Here is a 15761-nt window from a genome sequence, read left to right as displayed (position 1 = left end):
CCCATGGGGAGCAGGCTCAAGTGACCGCCATCATCCAGCAAATAGCGAATGAAATCAAGGTGCTGCCAAAGCAAGTTCAGATAGCAGTCGAACTTCTGGATGGCGGTGCCACCGTCCCCTTCATTGCGCGTTACCGCAAGGAGGCTACTGGCGGCCTGGACGATATCCAGCTGCGCGAGCTGGAGGCCCGCCTGTCCTACCTGCGCGAACTGGCCAGCCGCCGCGAGGCCATCCTCAAGAGCATCGACGAGCAGGGCAAGCTCACGCCGGAACTGCGTGCCGCCATCGACGCCGCACCGACCAAGCAGGAGCTGGAAGACCTCTACCTGCCGTACAAGCCCAAGCGCCGCACCAAGGGCCAGATCGCGCGCGAATTCGGCATCGAACCGCTGGCTGACAAGCTGTTTGCCGACCCGGCTCTGGACCCGCAAACCGAAGCCCAGCCCTTTGTACTGGCCGAGAAAGGCGAGGGCGGTGAAGACTTCACCACCATCCCGGCGGTGCTGGATGGCGTGCGCGACATCCTGAGCGAACGCTGGGCGGAAGACGCCAGCCTGGTGCAACTGCTGCGCGGCTGGCTCTGGGAAGAGGGCCTGTTCCAGAGCAAGCTGATGGACGGCAAGAATGAAAACGATGCGGAAGTGGCCAAGTTCCGCGACTATTTCGACTACGACGAGCCGATTGGCCGCGTGCCCTCGCACCGTGCGCTGGCGGTATTCCGTGGCCGCAGCCAGGACATCCTGGACGCCAAACTGGTGCTGCCCGAGATGGATGCCCCGGCTGCCGATGCGCGTTCCCGCCTGCAGCAGCCCAGCCTGGCCGAAGGCCGTATCGCGCTGCACCTGGGCTGGAGCCACCAGGGCCGCCCGGCCGACGACCTGCTGCGCAAGTGCGTGGCCTGGACCTGGCGCGTCAAGCTGTCGCTGTCGCTGGAGCGTGACCTGTTTGCGCGCCTGCGTGAAGATGCCGAGCAGGTGGCCATCAAGGTGTTTGGCGACAATCTGCGTGACCTGTTGCTGGCCGCGCCCGCCGGCCAGAAGGCCGTGATGGGCCTGGACCCGGGCATCCGCACCGGTGTCAAGGTGGCGGTGGTGGATGCTACCGGCAAGCTGCTGGAGACTGCCACCGTGTTCCCGCACGAACCGCGCCGCGACTGGGACGGCAGCCTGCACACGCTGGCGCGCCTGTGTGCGCAGCATGGCGTGCAGCTGATTGCCATTGGCAACGGCACCGCCAGCCGCGAAACCGACAAACTGGCGGCTGACCTGATCAAGCTGCTGGAGAAAAACGCAGCCGCCAACCACATGCCCAGACTGCCCATCCAGAAGGTGGTGGTGAGCGAAGCCGGTGCCTCGGTCTACAGCGCCAGCGAATACGCCAGCCAGGAAATGCCGGACGTGGACGTCAGCCTGCGTGGTGCCGCCAGCATCGCGCGCCGCCTGCAGGATCCTCTCGCCGAGCTGGTCAAGATCGATCCGAAGAGCATTGGCGTGGGCCAGTACCAGCACGATGTGAACCAGAGTGATCTGGCCCGCACGCTGGATGCGGTGGTCGAGGACTGCGTGAACGGCGTTGGCGTGGACCTGAACACCGCCAGCGCGCCGCTGCTGAGCCGCGTCTCCGGCCTGAGCGGCACCGTAGCCAAGGCCATCGTCAAGTGGCGCGAAGCGAATGGCGCCTTTGCCGATCGTGCCCAGTTGCTCAAGGTGACGGGCCTGGGTCCCAAGACCTTCGAACAGAGTGCCGGTTTCCTGCGCATCCGCGACGGCAGCAATCCGCTCGACATGACTGGCGTGCACCCGGAAACCTATCCGGTGGTGGAACGCATCATCGCCCAGGTCGGCAAGCCGGTGGACCAGCTGATGGGCCGCGCCGAGCTGCTGAAAACGCTGCGTCCTGAGCTGTTTGCCAACGACCAGTTTGGCGTCATCACGGTCAAGGACATCCTGCAGGAACTGGAAAAACCCGGCCGTGACCCGCGTCCGGATTTTGCCGTGGCGCGCTTCAACGAGGGCGTGGAAGATATCGCCGACCTGCGCGAAGGCATGGTGCTGGAAGGCACCGTCAGCAACGTGGCCGCCTTTGGTGCCTTCGTCGACCTGGGCGTGCATCAGGACGGACTGGTGCACGTGAGCCAGCTGTCCAATCGCTTTGTGCAGGACGCGCATGAAGTCGTCAAGACCGGCCAGATCGTCAAGGTCAAGGTGCTGGAAGTTGACGTGGCGCGCAAGCGCATCAGCCTGACCATGAAGCTGGACGCGCCCACCGGCCACCAGCGTCCGCAGGGCCAGGAGCGCCGTTCCGGCGGCGGTGGCCAGGGTGCCCGCCACTACGGCGCTGGTCAGGGCAGGGGACAGGCGCAGCCGACCGCCATGGCCTCGGCATTCGACAAGCTCAAGGGCCTGAAGCGCTGATCCGCACAACAATTTAGCAGATAATGGATTGATGTGCGCCGTCCCCAAACCGGACAGCTGCCGCACTGGCGCACATCCCATCGTACGGTAGCTGCCGCACCAGACACGAGGCCTCCATGTCCCAGCACGTCCTGTTCATCGTCAACGCTGCTCCCTACGGCAACGAAAACTGCCATTCCGCCCTGCGCCTGGCGCTGGCACTGGCCGGCAAGGACAGTCAGCCCAAGGTGACCATGTTCCTGATGTCGGATGCCACCGTGGTGGCACTGCCGAACCAGGCCCATGCCAGCGGCGCCACGCTGCAGGAAATGGTGGAAATGCTGGTCGATCTGGGTGGCACGGTGCGTGTCTGCCGCACCTGCATGCAGAACCGCGGCCTGCTGGAGCTGCCGCTGATCGCCGGTTGCGAGATCGGCAACCTGGGCGAGCTGGCCGACTACACACTGGCCGCCGACAAGGTACTGGTGTTCTGATCGCCGCTGGCCGGCTTCACGTCGGCTTCAGGCCGCCTGCTTGCGCCGCAGCGTCCATTCGAAATCGAAGCGGCTGACTTCGTCACCAGCTTCGTCGGTGCCGACGCTGCTGACCCAGACCGTTACTCCCTCATCCTGCCGCAAGGCCTGTTGCAGGGCCTGATCGAACACCGCCCCCTGATCGCAACGGAAACGGATGCGGCCGCGCGCCTTCTTGCCAAAGCTGGAGCGGTTGTTCGCCACCAGCATCGATACTGGCTGGCCGCTGGCATGGATTTTTTGCATCAGCAGTACGCCGGTCGACATCTCGGCCGCCATCGCCTGCACGGCAAAATACATGGACTGGAACGGGTTCTGGTTGATCCAGCGGTGCTTGACCGTGGTGGTGCAGCCCTTGGCGTCCAGTGAAGTCACGCGTACCCCGCACCAGAAAGCGGACGGCAGCTTGAAGAAGGTGTAGAGCAGGATATTGCGCGGGGTGAATTGCATCAGGTGGCCGTCAAATAAATAAAAGCACGATCGTTCTATTCGTGGAGTATAGATGCTAGTAAGCACAGAGGTGCTGCGGACAAACCCTTGAACGCCATCTGGCCTAGAATGGCAGACATGTAAAACATGCCCGAGCGGGAATATCCACCATGCTGCAACCTGTCGATACCCCCCAGGATCTGGGACTGGCGGTCTACCGCACACGCAAGCAACAAGGTCTGACCCAGGCTGAACTGGCCCTGGCGGCCGGCGTCGGCCTGCGCTTTGTGGTGGAACTGGAAGCCGGCAAGCGCACCGTACGACTGGAAAAAGTATTGCAGGTGCTGCAGGCGCTGGGTGCCCAGCTGCAACTGGACGGCGTGCCGCTGGCCGATAACCTGCAGGAGCAGCCATGAGCAGCACCGTCCCCGATCGCGCCCATACCCGACTGCAGGTGCGCCTGCTGGGGCAGGTAGTCGGTACGCTCAGCAGCAGTGGCCAGGCACCGGGTGTACGCGGCGGCTCGAACCTGGCCATGCCTTCGCAGGGCTGGCTGCAGTTCCGCTACCACCGCGACTGGCTGGCCCATGCTGATGCCGTGCCGCTCTCCTTGCATCTGCCCTTGCAGGCCGAGGCCTTTGGCCACTGGGCCAGTCTGGCGTTTTTTGGCAGCCTGCTGCCCTCCGGCGCGATGCGCGAGGCGCTGGCACAACGCCTGCAGGCCGCTGCCGATGACGATATCGCGCTGCTGGATGCCCTCGGCACCGACTTGCTGGGAGCCGTGACGCTGCACGCACTGCCACCCAACCGCCGCCGCTGGAAGGCCGCCCCATTGACGCTGGAAGAACTGCAGGCCGAGGCGCAGCAGCTGTCCATTTTTGACGATGCCGATATCCAGCAGGAGCTGCCGGCACTGCCCGCCGGCCATGTCGAACGCCAGGCCTGCATCAGCCTGCTGCTGGCGCGTCCGCAGGCCGCGCGTGGCGGCTGGCCCGCAGACCATGCGCTGGTCCCGCTTTGGCAGCAGCAGGACGGCCAGGACGTGCAGCCCTGCAGCAGCCATCTGCTCTGGCTGGCCACGCCGGGTCAGGATGCAGCCCTGTTCCAGCGTCACTGGTGCCAGCAGTTGCTGCAGGCCATTGGCGTGTCTGTCATGCCGATGCAGGCGATGCCACCCGGCGAGATGACGGCGCTGCTGCAGCTGCGTCCGGACCGTTATTACGACGAGGAGCAGCGCTGCCAGCGCTGGCCAGCCGAGACCCTCGGACAGGCCATGGGCCTGACGCCGGGAGCCAGCCAGTCCCGCCAGGCCACAGGCTGGCCGGCGGCGTTTGCGCTGCTGCGTGAGCAGATCCGCCCACACGCCAGCCTGGTGCTGCAATTGCTCGATGCCATCATCGCCGGCGTGCTGCTGGGCGCGGCCGATCTGGCACCACACCAGTTGCTGTTGCGCCAGCCGCGCCAGGCAGAAGAGGGCGTGACACTGGCACCACTGCACGACGTGCTATGCCAGCCACAGGCGCAGCGCATGGCCCTGGCGATCGGCCGGCACCAGCTGGCGACACCACCGGGTTCTGTCGCCTGGGAGCGTTTTGCCCGTGATTGCCAGCTGTCGCCCAACCAGGTGCGCAAGCGCGTGCGCCAGCTGGCGCAGGCCATGGAACAGCAACTGCAGCTTCAGCTACAAGACCAGGACAACCTGCTGGCCCAGCGCGAGGAGCTGCAGGCCGTCGCAGCCTTCTTGCTGACGCGGGCGCAGGCCTTGCAGCAGGTGTAAATGGCCCACCGCGCACCCCTGATCATTGCCGAGTATTCGGATGACTGGCCGCGACAGTTTGCTGCCGAACGTAATCGGCTGCTGGCGGCACTGCCGACAGGTTTCGAGGTCGAACATGTGGGCAGCACGGCGGTTCCTGACCTGGCGGCCAAGCCCATCATCGACCTGATGCTGGGCGCAGCCAGCCTGTCAGACATCGAACAGGTGCTGCCGCTGCTACAGGGCTTGGGCTATGACTACCGGCCCGAGCATGAAGGGGTCGTCTCAGAAAACGGAAAATAAAGCACGCTAAGCCGGTTGCAGCGGCCGTAGCGGCCTGAACTTGCCCGCGCCGATCTTGGCGCTGCTGCGCCAGAGGTAATCGCCGGTCAGGTTGATGTGCTCCCAGCCGAGCGGCGACAGGTACTGCAACAGGCCGTCATCGACGGCTTGACCGTGGCCACGCAAGGCGTTCGCGGCCCGCTCCAGATAGACCGTGTTCCATAGCACGATGGCCGCCGTCACCAGGTTGAGGCCGCTGGCCCGGTAGCGCTGCTGCTCGAAGCTGCGGTCGCGGATTTCCCCCAGGCGGTTGAAGAACACGGCGCGGGCCAGCGCGTTGCGCGCCTCGCCTTTGTTCAGCCCGGCATGCACGCGGCGGCGCAGCTCGACGCTTTGCAGCCAGTCCAGGATGAACAGTGTGCGCTCGATGCGTCCCAGCTCACGCAGGGCGACGGCCAGGCCGTTCTGGCGCGGGTAGCTGCCAAGCTTCCTGAGCATCAGCGAGGCCGTCGCCGTGCCCTGCTTGATCGAGGTGGCCATCCGCAGGATTTCATCCCAATGGGCGCGGACGTGCTTGATGTTGAGCGTGCCGCCGATCATCGGTTTCAACGCCTCGTAGGTGGCATCGCCCTTCGGGATGTAGAGCTTGGTGTCGCCCAGGTCACGAATGCGCGGGGCGAAGCGGAAGCCCAGCAGGTGCATCAACGCGAAGACGTGGTCCGTGAACCCTGCCGTGTCGGTGTAGTGCTCCTCGATCCGCAGGTCGGATTCGTGATACAGCAGGCCGTCGAGCACGTAGGTCGAGTCGCGCACGCCGACGTTCACGACCTTGGTGTGGAACGGCGTGTACTGGTCGGAGATATGGGTGTAGAACGTCCGCCCTGGGCTGCTGCCGTATTTCGGATTGATGTGGCCGGTGCTCTCGGCCTTGCTGCCGGTGCGGAAGTTCTGGCCGTCCGACGATGACGTGGTGCCGTCGCCCCAATGCTCGGCGAAGGGATGTCGGAACTGCGCGTTGACCAGCTCGGCCAGTGCCGCCCCGTAGGTTTCGTCGCGGATGTGCCAGGCTTGCAGCCAGGCCAGCTTGGCGTAGGTCGTGCCGGGGCACGATTCCGCCATCTTGGTCAGGCCCAGGTTGATCGCGTCGGCGAGGATCGTGGTCAGCAACAGGTTTTTGTCCTTGGCCAGGTCGCCTGACTTCAGGTGGGCGAAGTGCCGGGTGAAGCCCGTCCATTCGTCTACCTCCAGCAGCAATTCGGTGATCTTGACGTGCGGTAGGATCATCGCCGTCTGGTCGATCAGGGCCTGTGCGGTATCGGGCACCGCCGCATCGAGCGGCGTGATCTTCAGGCCCGACTCCGTGATGATGGCGTCCGGCAGCTCGTTGGCCAGCGCCATGCGGTTGACGGTGGCGAGCTGCGTTTCCAGCAGCGTCAGCCGGTCATGCAGGTACTGGTCGCAATCGGTGGCCACGGCCAGCGGCAATTCGCTGGCCTGCTTGAGGCTGGCGAATTTCGCGGGCGGCACCAGGTAGTCCTCGAAGTCCTTGAACTGGCGCGAGCCTTGCACCCAGATGTCGCCGGAGCGCAGCGCGTTCTTCAGCTCCGACAGCGCGCACAGTTCGTAGTAGCGCCGGTCGATGCCGGTGTCGGTCATCACCAGCTTCTGCCAGCGCGGCTTGATGAACTCGGTCGGCGCGTCGGTGGGCACCTTGCGGGCGTTGTCGCTGTTCATGCTGCGCAGCACCTCGATGGCGTCGAGTACGTCCTTGGCGGCGGGCGCGGCCCGCAACTTGAGCACGTCGAGAAATTCCGGCGCGTAGCGGCGCAGCGTGGCGTAGCTCTCGCCGATGCGGTGCAGGAAATCGAAGTCCTCGGGTTGCGCGAGCCGCTGCGCTTCGGTGACGCTCTCGGCGAAAGCATCCCAGGACATGACGGCCTCGATGGCGGCGAACGGATCGCGGCCCGCTTGCTTGGCCTCGATCAGCGCCTGGCCGATGCGCCCGAACAGCCGCACCTTGGCATTGATCGCCTTGCCGGATGCCTGGAACTGCTGCTGATGCTTGTTCTTGGCGGCATTGAACAGCTTGCCCAGGATGCGGTCATGCAGGTCGATGATTTCGTCGGTGACGGTGGCCATGCCCTCGATGGCGAGCGCCACCAGGGTCGCGTAACGCCGCTGCGGCTCGAACTTCGCCAGGTCGGCGGGCGTCATCTGGCCGCCCTCGCGGGCGATCTTGAGCAGCCGGTTCTGGTGAACCAGCCGCTCGATGCCGGAGGGCAGGTCGAGCGCCTGCCACGCCTTGAGGCGTTCGATGTGTTCCAGCATGTGCCGCGAGTTCGGTTTGACCGGGGATTGCCGCAGCCAGGCCAGCCACGTCGTCTTGCCGTTGTCGCGGCGCTTGAGCAGATCGTCGAGGCGACGGCGATGCACGTCCGTCAGCGGCTCAGCCAAGGCGTCGTAGAGACGCCGGTTGGCGCGGGTAATCGCTTCGGCGCTCGCCCGCTCGACGGCGTTGAGGGCGGGCACAATGACCGACTGCCGCCGCAGGTGCTCGATCAAGGCTCTGGCCAGCACGATGCCCTTGTCGGTTTGCATGGCCAGCTCGGTCAGCAACTGGACAGCCTGCCGGTAGTGGCCAATCGTGAACGGCTGGAAGCCGAACACCGTTTGCAGCTCGACCAGGTGCTCGCGTCGGGTCTGCTCACGCTGCCCGTACTCGTCCCAGCTTTCGATGCCGACCTTGAGCTGGTTGGCGACCAGTCTCAGCAATGGCGGGAACGGTGGCTCATCAGCGCCAAGGATGACGCCGGGAAAGCGCAGGTAGCAGAGCTGCACCGCGAAGCCCAGCCGATTGGCCGGGCCGCGCCGCTGCCGGATGATGGAGAGGTCGCTTTCGCTGAACGTGTAGTGACGGATCAACTCATCCTTGGTGTCCGGCAACGCCAGCAGGCTTTCGCGCTCGGCGGCGGAGAGGATCGAACGGCGGGGCATGCGGTTTCCTTCTTCTTGAAAACGTAGGTTTGTGACAAGCCCGCCAAGGCAACCGGCGCGGCACGGGAATCAAGGCATTGCGATTCTCGAAAATAGTTCTTGAAATTCTATTCTTGATTGCATATCATCTCAACGAGTTTCGATAAGAAAGGATGCGCATGCGACCGTCTGTTGTGCTTGACATGAAGCGAAGCGCAGTGCGTGAAGCGGTAGGCCGCTTTCGCGCCGCGAACCCGCGCGTCTTCGGCTCGGTGCTGCATGGCACCGACCGGGATGGCAGCGACCTCGACCTGTTGGTCGATGCGCTGCCCGGTGCCACGTTGTTGGACTTGGGCGATTTGGAAGAAGAACTGAAATCGCTGCTCGGCGTTGACGTCGATCTGCTGACTCCCGGCGACCTGCCGCCGAAGTTCCGGGCCAAGGTGCTCGCGGAGGCGCAACCGATATGAGCGAGAACCGCCTGCCCGATTACCTCGACCACATTCAGCAGGCCGCAACCGATGCGCGCAGCTTCGTGGAAGGGATGGCCAAGGACGACTTCTTGGCCGACAAGCGCACCCAGCAGGCCGTCATCATGAGCCTGATCGTCATCGGCGAGGCGGCCACAAAGGTGATGGATGGCTACGTCGAGTTCACCCAGGCGCATGCCGACGTGCCGTGGCGCAGCATGCGCAATATGCGTAATCGCATGGCTCACGGCTATTTCGACATCAACCTCGATGTGGTGTGGGAGACGGTACAGGAATGGCTGCCGGCGTTGCTCCAGCAATTGCCCGCCGTGCGTCAGGATGCCGACGATGAAGACCGTAACGACAACTGTGAAAGAGGGATCTCCGATGACTGTTGAATCGAGAATATTTTCTGTAGCCGAGTATGTTCAGCCGTCCGAAGGCGAGCCTATTCGTTCCGTTGTGCTTGAAACCCGAGACTCAATTATCGTGGTTTGGCATGTCCATCCCGGGCAGGAAATTGCGGCTCACATTCATCCTCACGGCCAAGACACGTGGACTGTTTTGTCGGGAATGGCTGATTACTTTCAGGGCAATGGGATTGTTCGTGCCCTCAGGGAAGGTGAGATAGCCGTGGCAAGACCGGGCCAAGTGCACGGGGCGCGAAATACAGGTACCGAGCCATTTGTGTTCGTCTCGGTTGTGGCATCAGCCAATGCCGGTTTCGTATTGGCTGAGCGATAGAGCCCAATCTCTGGAGTTGGTCCAATGAGCGGTCGGGGAGATAGGTAACAGACATGCAGCGGACACGGCTGCTAAACCAGGTCGCAAACCTCCTTGCGTCGCAGCGTGCCGCAAGCGACGCGATCAATCGAATGGGGTCGGCATGAGACTGAACACCATCCAGTTCCCGACCGCGTAGCCGCCTGTCCTGCCGATCAGGTCTTGACCATCGACGCCTGGGATCAGTCCTGAATGTTCTTGGAGACCACTACGTTATGAGCCGCAGCCGCCGCAAAACACCCATCGTCGGGCACACGACCTGCGGCAGCGAGCGCGAGGACAAGAAGCTCTGGCATCAGCGCTGGCGCACCCGTGAGCGCACGGCGCTGACCAGCGCGTCGCCCGAAGCCCTGAGCGCCCATCTGCCCCTGCTGGAAAACCAGGCCAGCAGCGTCTGGTCGATGGGCAAGGATGGCCGCTCCTACTGGCCCGTCAAGCGCCAGGCCGCCACGGCGGATCGCATCGCCAATCACAAGGGACGCAACCCGCAAGAACGCGCCTCCCTGAAAAAGCGCCTGCTGCGCAAGTGGATGAGCAAATGAAGCTCTCCTTCCATCAGCACATTGCGCTGTTCTGGATGATCGGTGCTCCGGGCGTCTTCGCGCCCGTGATCGAGAACGCCAAGCGGCCCGATGCCGGCGCCGTCATGGCGTGGGGTGTCGCGATCGTGGCGGTGATGATCCTCTTCACCCCTTTGCTGCTGCGCTGTCCACCATTCCGGCGCTGGTATGGCCGGACGGATGCGCTGTCGGAGCGGCAGCGCCAGGCGCTTGCCGAGCGCGGCCTGCGCCGCTACTACCAGACCGCTTTCGATGACGGCTACGTGCCCCGCGTGATGCCCTACGTGTGGCGCATCATCTGGACGGTCGGCGGGTTGATGGCTGTGACCGCCGTACTGCCTACCAACACCGGACGGCCAGCCTTCGATGCCTTGGTGGTCTTCTCGACCTGGTATCCGATAGGCGTGATGCTGCTGGTTTTCGCGTCGAGGCCCCTTGGCCGGTTGATTCGCCAAAGAGCACAGGAGCGGCGGAAATGAGCACGTCAACCATCGAGGCGCTGGCCAGCGCCTGGGCAAGGATTGCCGAGGAAGCGGAATTCCCCGCTGACTACGAGGGGACTGCCACACCACAAGCGCATCGGGCTAGCGAAGCTATTCAGGAGCAGATTCGGGAGCGCATCGTCGCCACCAACGACATGCGGCTGTTCAGCCTGCTGCACCTGCTGGGTCAGGCGTCGCTGCGCATGGAGCAAGCGCTGTGGCCGGAGGATTACGAGCGGATGACGCGCGAGGTTGAGGAAGCCCTGCGGCAAGCCACCGACGCCAACGCCAGATCGTACACCCACGAAGAAGTGATGCAGGCGATGCAGGAACGCATCGACCGGGCGCGAGACAAGCCATGTTGATTGGCTATGCGCGCGTCTCGACGCAGGATCAGAACCTGGAGCTGCAACGCGAAGCCTTGAGCAAGGCCGGATGTAAAAAGGTCTTCGAGGACAAGGTGAGTGGCACGCGGGCAGACCGGCCTGGCTTGGCCAAGACGCTCGAAATGCTGCGCGAAGGCGATACTTTGGTCGTCTGGAAGCTCGACCGGCTGGGCCGGTCGGTCAAGCAACTGGTCGATCTGGTCGGCGATCTGCACAAGCACGGTGTCCAGTTCAGGAGCCTCACCGACTCCATCGACACCGGCACACCATCCGGGCGGTTCTTCTTCCACGTCATGGCGAGCCTTGCCGAAATGGAGCGCGAGCTGACCGTCGAGCGCACCCGCGCCGGGCTGGAAGTCGCCAAGCAGCTCGGCCGCAAAGGCGGCCGCAAGCCGAAGATGACCGACAGCAAGATCGAGTCGGCCAAGAAGCTGCTGGCCAGCGGGGTGCCGCCCAAGGACGTGGCCAAGAACCTCGGCGTGTCCATTCCGACGCTGTACCGCTGGGTGCCAGCCTCCACGCACGCTTAGCGTGCTTTATTTTCCGTTTTCTGAGACGACCCCATGAAGTGGCGCTGCCCGAACGCCGCTTTCTGGCCTGGCCCATGACCCGGCCCAGGCAGTTTCATCTGCACGCGGTAGAAATCGGCAGTCCGTTCTGGCATGACCATTTGCGCTTTCGAGACCGGCTGCGCGCCGATCCGGAACTCGCGCAACACTACGCGCAGTTGAAGCGGGCACTGGCCAAACGCTTTGACGATGACCGCGCGGCCTACACCGAGGCCAAGAGCGGTTTCATCCGGGACGTACTGGCTGGCTGAGGCCGCAGCGCAGGGCCGGTCCGCCAGCCTGGCCTCAGATGTCTTCGAGCAGTACGTAAGGCAGTGGCAGCAGCTGCAGCTCCGGACCAGTGTCCGAACCGGCATGCAGCGTCGCCAGGCCCTGGCTCACGGCTTCCATCGCGTGCAGCTGCAGCGAGGCAATCAGTTCGAAGCCGTCTTGCGGCAGGGTAGCCACCTGGGCGATCAGGCCGCACTCGCCATCGCGCACGCTGTCAGCAGCGCCGGCGGTCGGCACCAGGAAAACATCCTGGCCGGCTTGCGGCAGGGCGGCACCATCGGCCAGCACGCCAGCCGCAATGCAGCCACGGCGCTTGATGGCACCGCGGAACTGGCTACGCGCCACCACTTCCTGCCCGGGATAGCAGCCCTTCTTGAAGCTGACGCCGCCCACGCTTTCGTAATTGATCATCTGCGGCACAAAGGCCTCCCAGGTCGCCTGAGACACCGTGGCCACGCCGCTGCGCACCTCGGACAGCTCCCAATCCTGGGCGCTGACACTGGCACCAACTGGTGCCGGCAGGCCTGCCGGCTGCAGGCACAGCGCACGCGGCAGCTGCGTATCCTGCCCCACGGACGGGTAGAGCCAGACCAGATCGCGCTGCTCCTGCTGCTGGTGCGCCCAGAGCACCGGCATGTCACCTTGCCAGGCCTGGCGTGCCGCCTCGCCCAGCAGGCCGTAGACAGCGATCTCGGCACTGACATCGGTCAGCGTCAGCTGGCTGCGCAGCTTGAACATGGTCAGGCGCTTCAGGATCTGCGCCAGCAGGTCCTGGCGGCACAGCAGCAAGTAGCGGTCCTCCTCGGCCGTGTGCAGCGTGCGCACGACGATGAAACTGGCCTGCATGCGGCCCTTGGCCGAGCAGAAGGCAGCCAGGCGCGCTTCGCCGGGCTGCAGCAGCGCCAGGTCATTGGTCAGCTGGCTGTGCAGGAAGCGCGTGGCATCGGCGCCGCGCGCCTCGATCACGCCCCAGCGGCTGTCAGCGCCGGAAAGTGTGGCCACGCCATCCGGCAGGCCAAAGGAAAGCAGGGGGGAACGGGGTGTAACAGGGGAGCTTTGCATGGCTGAATTATGATGTGGTTCTTTGGCGGGCTGTACCAGGCCCGCTCCGTTGAGCTGGTTTCAAGGATACCGTGTGCGCAAAATCATAGTTTTCATCCTGCTATTGCTGGGCCTTGCCGCTGGCGGCGTGTATTGGTGGTCATTGCAACCGCTGCGCTTGTCGCAGGACATGGTCGATCTGGAAGTCACACCGGGCGAAGGCGCGATCCAGATTGCGAAAGAAGCCGTGGCTGCCGGCGTACAGACCTCGCCGGACCTGCTGTCCTGGTGGCTGCGCCTGGCAGGACAGGCGCGCGGCGCCCAGTTCAAGGCCGGCACCTACGAGATCAAGCAGGGCGATTCCCCACAGGTGCTGCTGCGCAAGCTGCGCAATGGCGAATTTGCATTGCGCCAGGTGCGCATCGGCGAAGGCTGGAACCTGCGCCAGACGCGCGCAGCACTCGCCAAGGGGGACCATCTGCGTCCCGAATCCGCACAGCTGGATGAACAGGCGCTGCTGAAGACACTGGAACGCAAGGAAAACTCGCTCGAGGGCCTGCTGTTCCCCGATACCTACAAGTACGCCAAGAACGCCTCCGACATGACGGTGCTGCGCCTGGCCATGCGTACCATGGATCGCAAGCTGGAAGCTGCCTGGGCCAGCCGAGATGCCGATCTGCCCTACAAGAACCCCTACGAGATGCTGATCATGGCCAGCATCATCGAAAAGGAAACCGGCCGCCCCGAGGATAGGGCCATGGTGGCCTCGGTGTTCGTCAACCGCCTGCGCATCGGCATGCGCCTGCAGACCGATCCGACCGTGATCTACGGCATTGGCGACAGCTTTGACGGCAATCTGCGCAAGATCCACCTGCAGACCGATACTCCTTACAACACCTATACCCGGGCCGGCCTGCCGCCCACGCCCATCAGCATGCCGGGCGAAGCCTCGCTGGCCGCTGCCGCGCATCCTGCCAACAGCAAGGCGCTGTATTTCGTGGCGCGTGGTGATGGCAGCTCCGAATTCAGTGAGACACTGGACGCGCACAACCGTGCCGTCAACAAGTACATCCGGGGGCGCTGATGGAGATACGACTACCTGGCCTGTTCCTGAGCTTTGAAGGCATTGACGGAGCCGGCAAGACCACCCATATCGCCACACTCGAAGCCGCGTTCCGCGCCCAGGGCAAGACGGTGCTGCGCACGCGTGAGCCGGGCGGCACGCCGCTGGCCGAATCGCTGCGCGAACTGGTGCTGTACCAGGAAATGGACGCGCTGACCGAGGCGCTGCTGGTATTTGCCGCACGCCGTGACCATGTGCAACAGGTGATCCTGCCGGCACTGGAGCGCGGTGACGTGGTGCTGTGCGACCGCTTCGCCGATGCCACCTTTGCCTACCAGGGCGCCGGCCGCGGCTTTGACTGGTTCACGCTGCAGACGCTGGAGCACATGGTGCTGCACCAGCGGGACATCCAGCTGCAGCCAGCGCTGACGCTGTGGTTTGACCTGCCGACCGAAGTGGCGGCGCAGCGCCTGGCCGGTGCGCGCGAGCCGGACAAGTTCGAGGCCGAGCAGCAGGAATTTTTTGAGCGCGTGGCTTCCGGCTATGCGCGCCGCGCCAGCGAGGCCCCGGAACGCTTTGCCCGTATCGATGCCGCCCTGACCCCGGACGCAGTCTGGCAGCAGGTGGAACAGGCAGTGCGTGAGAAAGGCTGGCTGGCATGAGTACACGCAAGCCGGCTGCGCCGGCCTTTGTCGCCCCGCCACAAGACGGCCCGCTGCCGCCCTGGCTGCAGCAGCAGATGCTGGACCTGCTGCAACAGCGCGGCCATGCCTGGCTGCTGCAGGGGCCGTCGGGCTTGGGCCAGTACGCCATCGCTCTGGGCCTGGTGCGATCCTGGCTGTGCGAGCAGCCGCAAGCCGGTGGCAGCGCCTGTGGTCACTGCGAGAGCTGCCACGGCGTGGAGGTGCGCACGCATCCCGACCTGTTCGTGCTGATGCCGGAAACCCAGCTGCACGAGCTGGACTGGCCGCTGGGCGAAAAGGCGCAGAAGGAGCTGGACGACAAGAAGCGCAAGCCGAGCAAGGAGATCCGCATCGAGAGCATGCGCGATGCGGTGGAGTTTTCCCAGCGCACCAGCAGCCGTAACCGTGGCAAGGCGGTCCTGATCTACCCGGCCGAACGCATGAACCACGTCACCGCCAACGCGCTGCTCAAGACGCTGGAAGAGCCGCCTGGCGACGTGCGCTTCGTGCTGGCCACCGAAGCGGCGCACCAGCTGCTGCCGACCATCCGCAGCCGCTGCATGACGCACACCATGGCCTGGCCGCAGCAGGAGCAGGCCGCCGTCTGGCTGGAACAGCAAGGACTGCCGGCCCACGATGCCGCCGCGCTGCTGCAGGCCGCAGGTGGTCGCCCGCATGATGCGCTGGCGCTGGCCAGCCAGGGCGTGATGGCGGCCAGTTGGCGCCAGCTGCCGCAGGCCGCCTGGAGCGGGCAGACCGCTGCCTTTGCCGGTTTCACACCCTTGCAGGCGATTGATGCGCTGCAAAAAATCTGCCACGATGCCTTCCTGGTACGCAGCGGCAGCGTGCCGCGCTTTTTTGCCACCGAAGACTTCCCCACGGCCGACCGACTGGCCGGTTGGAACCTACTCACGCGCTGGAGCCGCCAGCTCGCGCGTGACCGCCGTTCTGCCGAGCACCCCTACAACCCCGGTCTTTTCCTGGAAGATCTGCTGTCGCAGGCCCGCCTGGCACTGCAGCCGCGCCGCCAGCCAGCGGGCAGGGCGGCTGGCCCTGCAGCCCGTCCTGTTGCCAACTACCGTTGATCC

Annotated in this window: 19 protein-coding genes; 16 read left to right on the top strand and 3 right to left on the bottom strand. The window is 64.6% G+C overall.

What is annotated here, in order from left to right:
• Window positions 1–20 precede the first annotated feature (20 nt).
• Together ACI3EV_RS06885 and ACI3EV_RS06880 are read left to right on the top strand one after the other, a co-directional pair.
• Complete coding sequence (locus ACI3EV_RS06885; protein WP_337691223.1) at window positions 21–2414, top strand: Tex family protein; 2394 nt, start codon at window positions 21–23, stop codon at window positions 2412–2414.
• Window positions 2415–2530: 116 nt separating this feature from the next.
• A complete protein-coding gene (locus ACI3EV_RS06880) occupies window positions 2531–2887 on the top strand; it encodes a DsrE family protein (RefSeq protein WP_329771628.1) in 357 nt (118 codons plus the stop codon).
• Window positions 2888–2914: 27 nt separating this feature from the next.
• On the opposite strand, the gene ACI3EV_RS06875 is transcribed toward ACI3EV_RS06880, so the two are convergent.
• Window positions 2915–3376 (bottom strand): DUF4442 domain-containing protein, encoded by a 462-nt coding sequence (locus ACI3EV_RS06875; protein ID WP_329771630.1) that lies wholly within the window; start codon window positions 3374–3376, stop codon window positions 2915–2917.
• A 149-nt stretch (window positions 3377–3525) separates the two neighbouring features.
• Here ACI3EV_RS06875 and ACI3EV_RS06870 point away from each other — a divergent pair, with 149 nt between their 5' ends.
• Genes ACI3EV_RS06870 through ACI3EV_RS06860 form a run of 3 tightly spaced genes read left to right on the top strand, consistent with a single transcriptional unit; the run spans window position 3526 to window position 5414 of the window.
• On the top strand, window positions 3526–3771 hold the full coding sequence (locus ACI3EV_RS06870) for a helix-turn-helix transcriptional regulator (protein WP_329771631.1): 246 nt from the start codon (window positions 3526–3528) through the stop codon (window positions 3769–3771).
• Window positions 3768–5132, top strand: coding sequence for a HipA N-terminal domain-containing protein (locus tag ACI3EV_RS06865; RefSeq protein ID WP_337691219.1), 1365 nt, complete (start codon window positions 3768–3770; stop codon window positions 5130–5132). Before ACI3EV_RS06870 ends, ACI3EV_RS06865 begins: the two co-directional genes overlap by 4 nt.
• Window positions 5133–5414 (top strand): GrpB family protein, encoded by a 282-nt coding sequence (locus ACI3EV_RS06860; protein WP_337691217.1) that lies wholly within the window; start codon window positions 5133–5135, stop codon window positions 5412–5414. It begins immediately after the preceding gene.
• Window positions 5415–5420: 6 nt separating this feature from the next.
• Here the strand turns inward: ACI3EV_RS06860 and ACI3EV_RS06855 are convergent, their stop codons facing one another.
• Window positions 5421–8387, bottom strand: coding sequence for a Tn3-like element ISPa38 family transposase (locus ACI3EV_RS06855; protein ID WP_337691215.1), 2967 nt, complete (start codon window positions 8385–8387; stop codon window positions 5421–5423).
• 158 nt (window positions 8388–8545) lie between these two features.
• Here ACI3EV_RS06855 and ACI3EV_RS06850 point away from each other — a divergent pair, with 158 nt between their 5' ends.
• From ACI3EV_RS06850 to ACI3EV_RS06815, 8 genes are all read left to right on the top strand, one after another.
• Entirely contained in the window at window positions 8546–8836 is a 291-nt protein-coding gene (locus ACI3EV_RS06850) for a nucleotidyltransferase family protein (protein ID WP_001247892.1), read from the top strand.
• Window positions 8833–9234, top strand: coding sequence for a DUF86 domain-containing protein (locus ACI3EV_RS06845; RefSeq protein ID WP_001293886.1), 402 nt, complete (start codon window positions 8833–8835; stop codon window positions 9232–9234). Before ACI3EV_RS06850 ends, ACI3EV_RS06845 begins: the two co-directional genes overlap by 4 nt.
• The gene (locus ACI3EV_RS06840; protein WP_003465043.1) at window positions 9224–9580 is read left to right on the top strand and encodes a cupin domain-containing protein; all 357 of its coding nucleotides are present in this window, start codon (window positions 9224–9226) and stop codon (window positions 9578–9580) included. The genes ACI3EV_RS06845 and ACI3EV_RS06840 overlap by 11 nt, the downstream gene beginning before the upstream one ends.
• Before the next feature lie 254 nt (window positions 9581–9834).
• Entirely contained in the window at window positions 9835–10161 is a 327-nt protein-coding gene (locus ACI3EV_RS06835) for a hypothetical protein (protein WP_003100858.1), read from the top strand.
• Window positions 10158–10658: a hypothetical protein gene (locus ACI3EV_RS06830; protein WP_003100856.1), complete on the top strand. Its 501-nt coding sequence runs from the start codon at window positions 10158–10160 to the stop codon at window positions 10656–10658. The genes ACI3EV_RS06835 and ACI3EV_RS06830 overlap by 4 nt, the downstream gene beginning before the upstream one ends.
• The gene (locus ACI3EV_RS06825) at window positions 10655–11026 is read left to right on the top strand and encodes a hypothetical protein (RefSeq protein WP_003100853.1); all 372 of its coding nucleotides are present in this window, start codon (window positions 10655–10657) and stop codon (window positions 11024–11026) included. Before ACI3EV_RS06830 ends, ACI3EV_RS06825 begins: the two co-directional genes overlap by 4 nt.
• Complete coding sequence (locus ACI3EV_RS06820; RefSeq protein WP_003100847.1) at window positions 11020–11577, top strand: recombinase family protein; 558 nt, start codon at window positions 11020–11022, stop codon at window positions 11575–11577. The genes ACI3EV_RS06825 and ACI3EV_RS06820 overlap by 7 nt, the downstream gene beginning before the upstream one ends.
• 38 nt (window positions 11578–11615) lie before the next feature.
• The gene (locus ACI3EV_RS06815; protein WP_337691205.1) at window positions 11616–11867 is read left to right on the top strand and encodes a GrpB family protein; all 252 of its coding nucleotides are present in this window, start codon (window positions 11616–11618) and stop codon (window positions 11865–11867) included.
• Window positions 11868–11901: 34 nt separating this feature from the next.
• Here ACI3EV_RS06815 and ACI3EV_RS06810 read toward each other — a convergent pair whose 3' ends face one another.
• Window positions 11902–12948, bottom strand: coding sequence for a folate-binding protein (locus tag ACI3EV_RS06810; RefSeq protein WP_337691203.1), 1047 nt, complete (start codon window positions 12946–12948; stop codon window positions 11902–11904).
• 73 nt (window positions 12949–13021) lie between these two features.
• On the opposite strand from ACI3EV_RS06810, the gene mltG reads away from it, so the two are divergent.
• Genes mltG through holB form a run of 3 tightly spaced genes read left to right on the top strand, consistent with a single transcriptional unit; the run spans window position 13022 to window position 15758 of the window.
• Window positions 13022–14011, top strand: coding sequence for an endolytic transglycosylase MltG (gene mltG / locus ACI3EV_RS06805; RefSeq protein ID WP_337691200.1), 990 nt, complete (start codon window positions 13022–13024; stop codon window positions 14009–14011).
• A complete protein-coding gene (gene tmk, locus ACI3EV_RS06800; protein ID WP_337691198.1) occupies window positions 14011–14652 on the top strand; it encodes a dTMP kinase in 642 nt (213 codons plus the stop codon). Before mltG ends, tmk begins: the two co-directional genes overlap by 1 nt.
• Window positions 14649–15758: a DNA polymerase III subunit delta' gene (gene holB, locus ACI3EV_RS06795; protein WP_405197976.1), complete on the top strand. Its 1110-nt coding sequence runs from the start codon at window positions 14649–14651 to the stop codon at window positions 15756–15758. The genes tmk and holB overlap by 4 nt, the downstream gene beginning before the upstream one ends.
• Window positions 15759–15761 lie beyond the last annotated feature (3 nt).

This window comes from Allobrachymonas wangyanguii, from assembly GCF_045055315.1.
Classification (GTDB): domain Bacteria; phylum Pseudomonadota; class Gammaproteobacteria; order Burkholderiales; family Burkholderiaceae_C; genus Brachymonas; species Brachymonas wangyanguii.
Note: the sequence above shows the minus strand (reverse complement) of the source record. Positions and strands in the feature narration are given on the sequence as shown.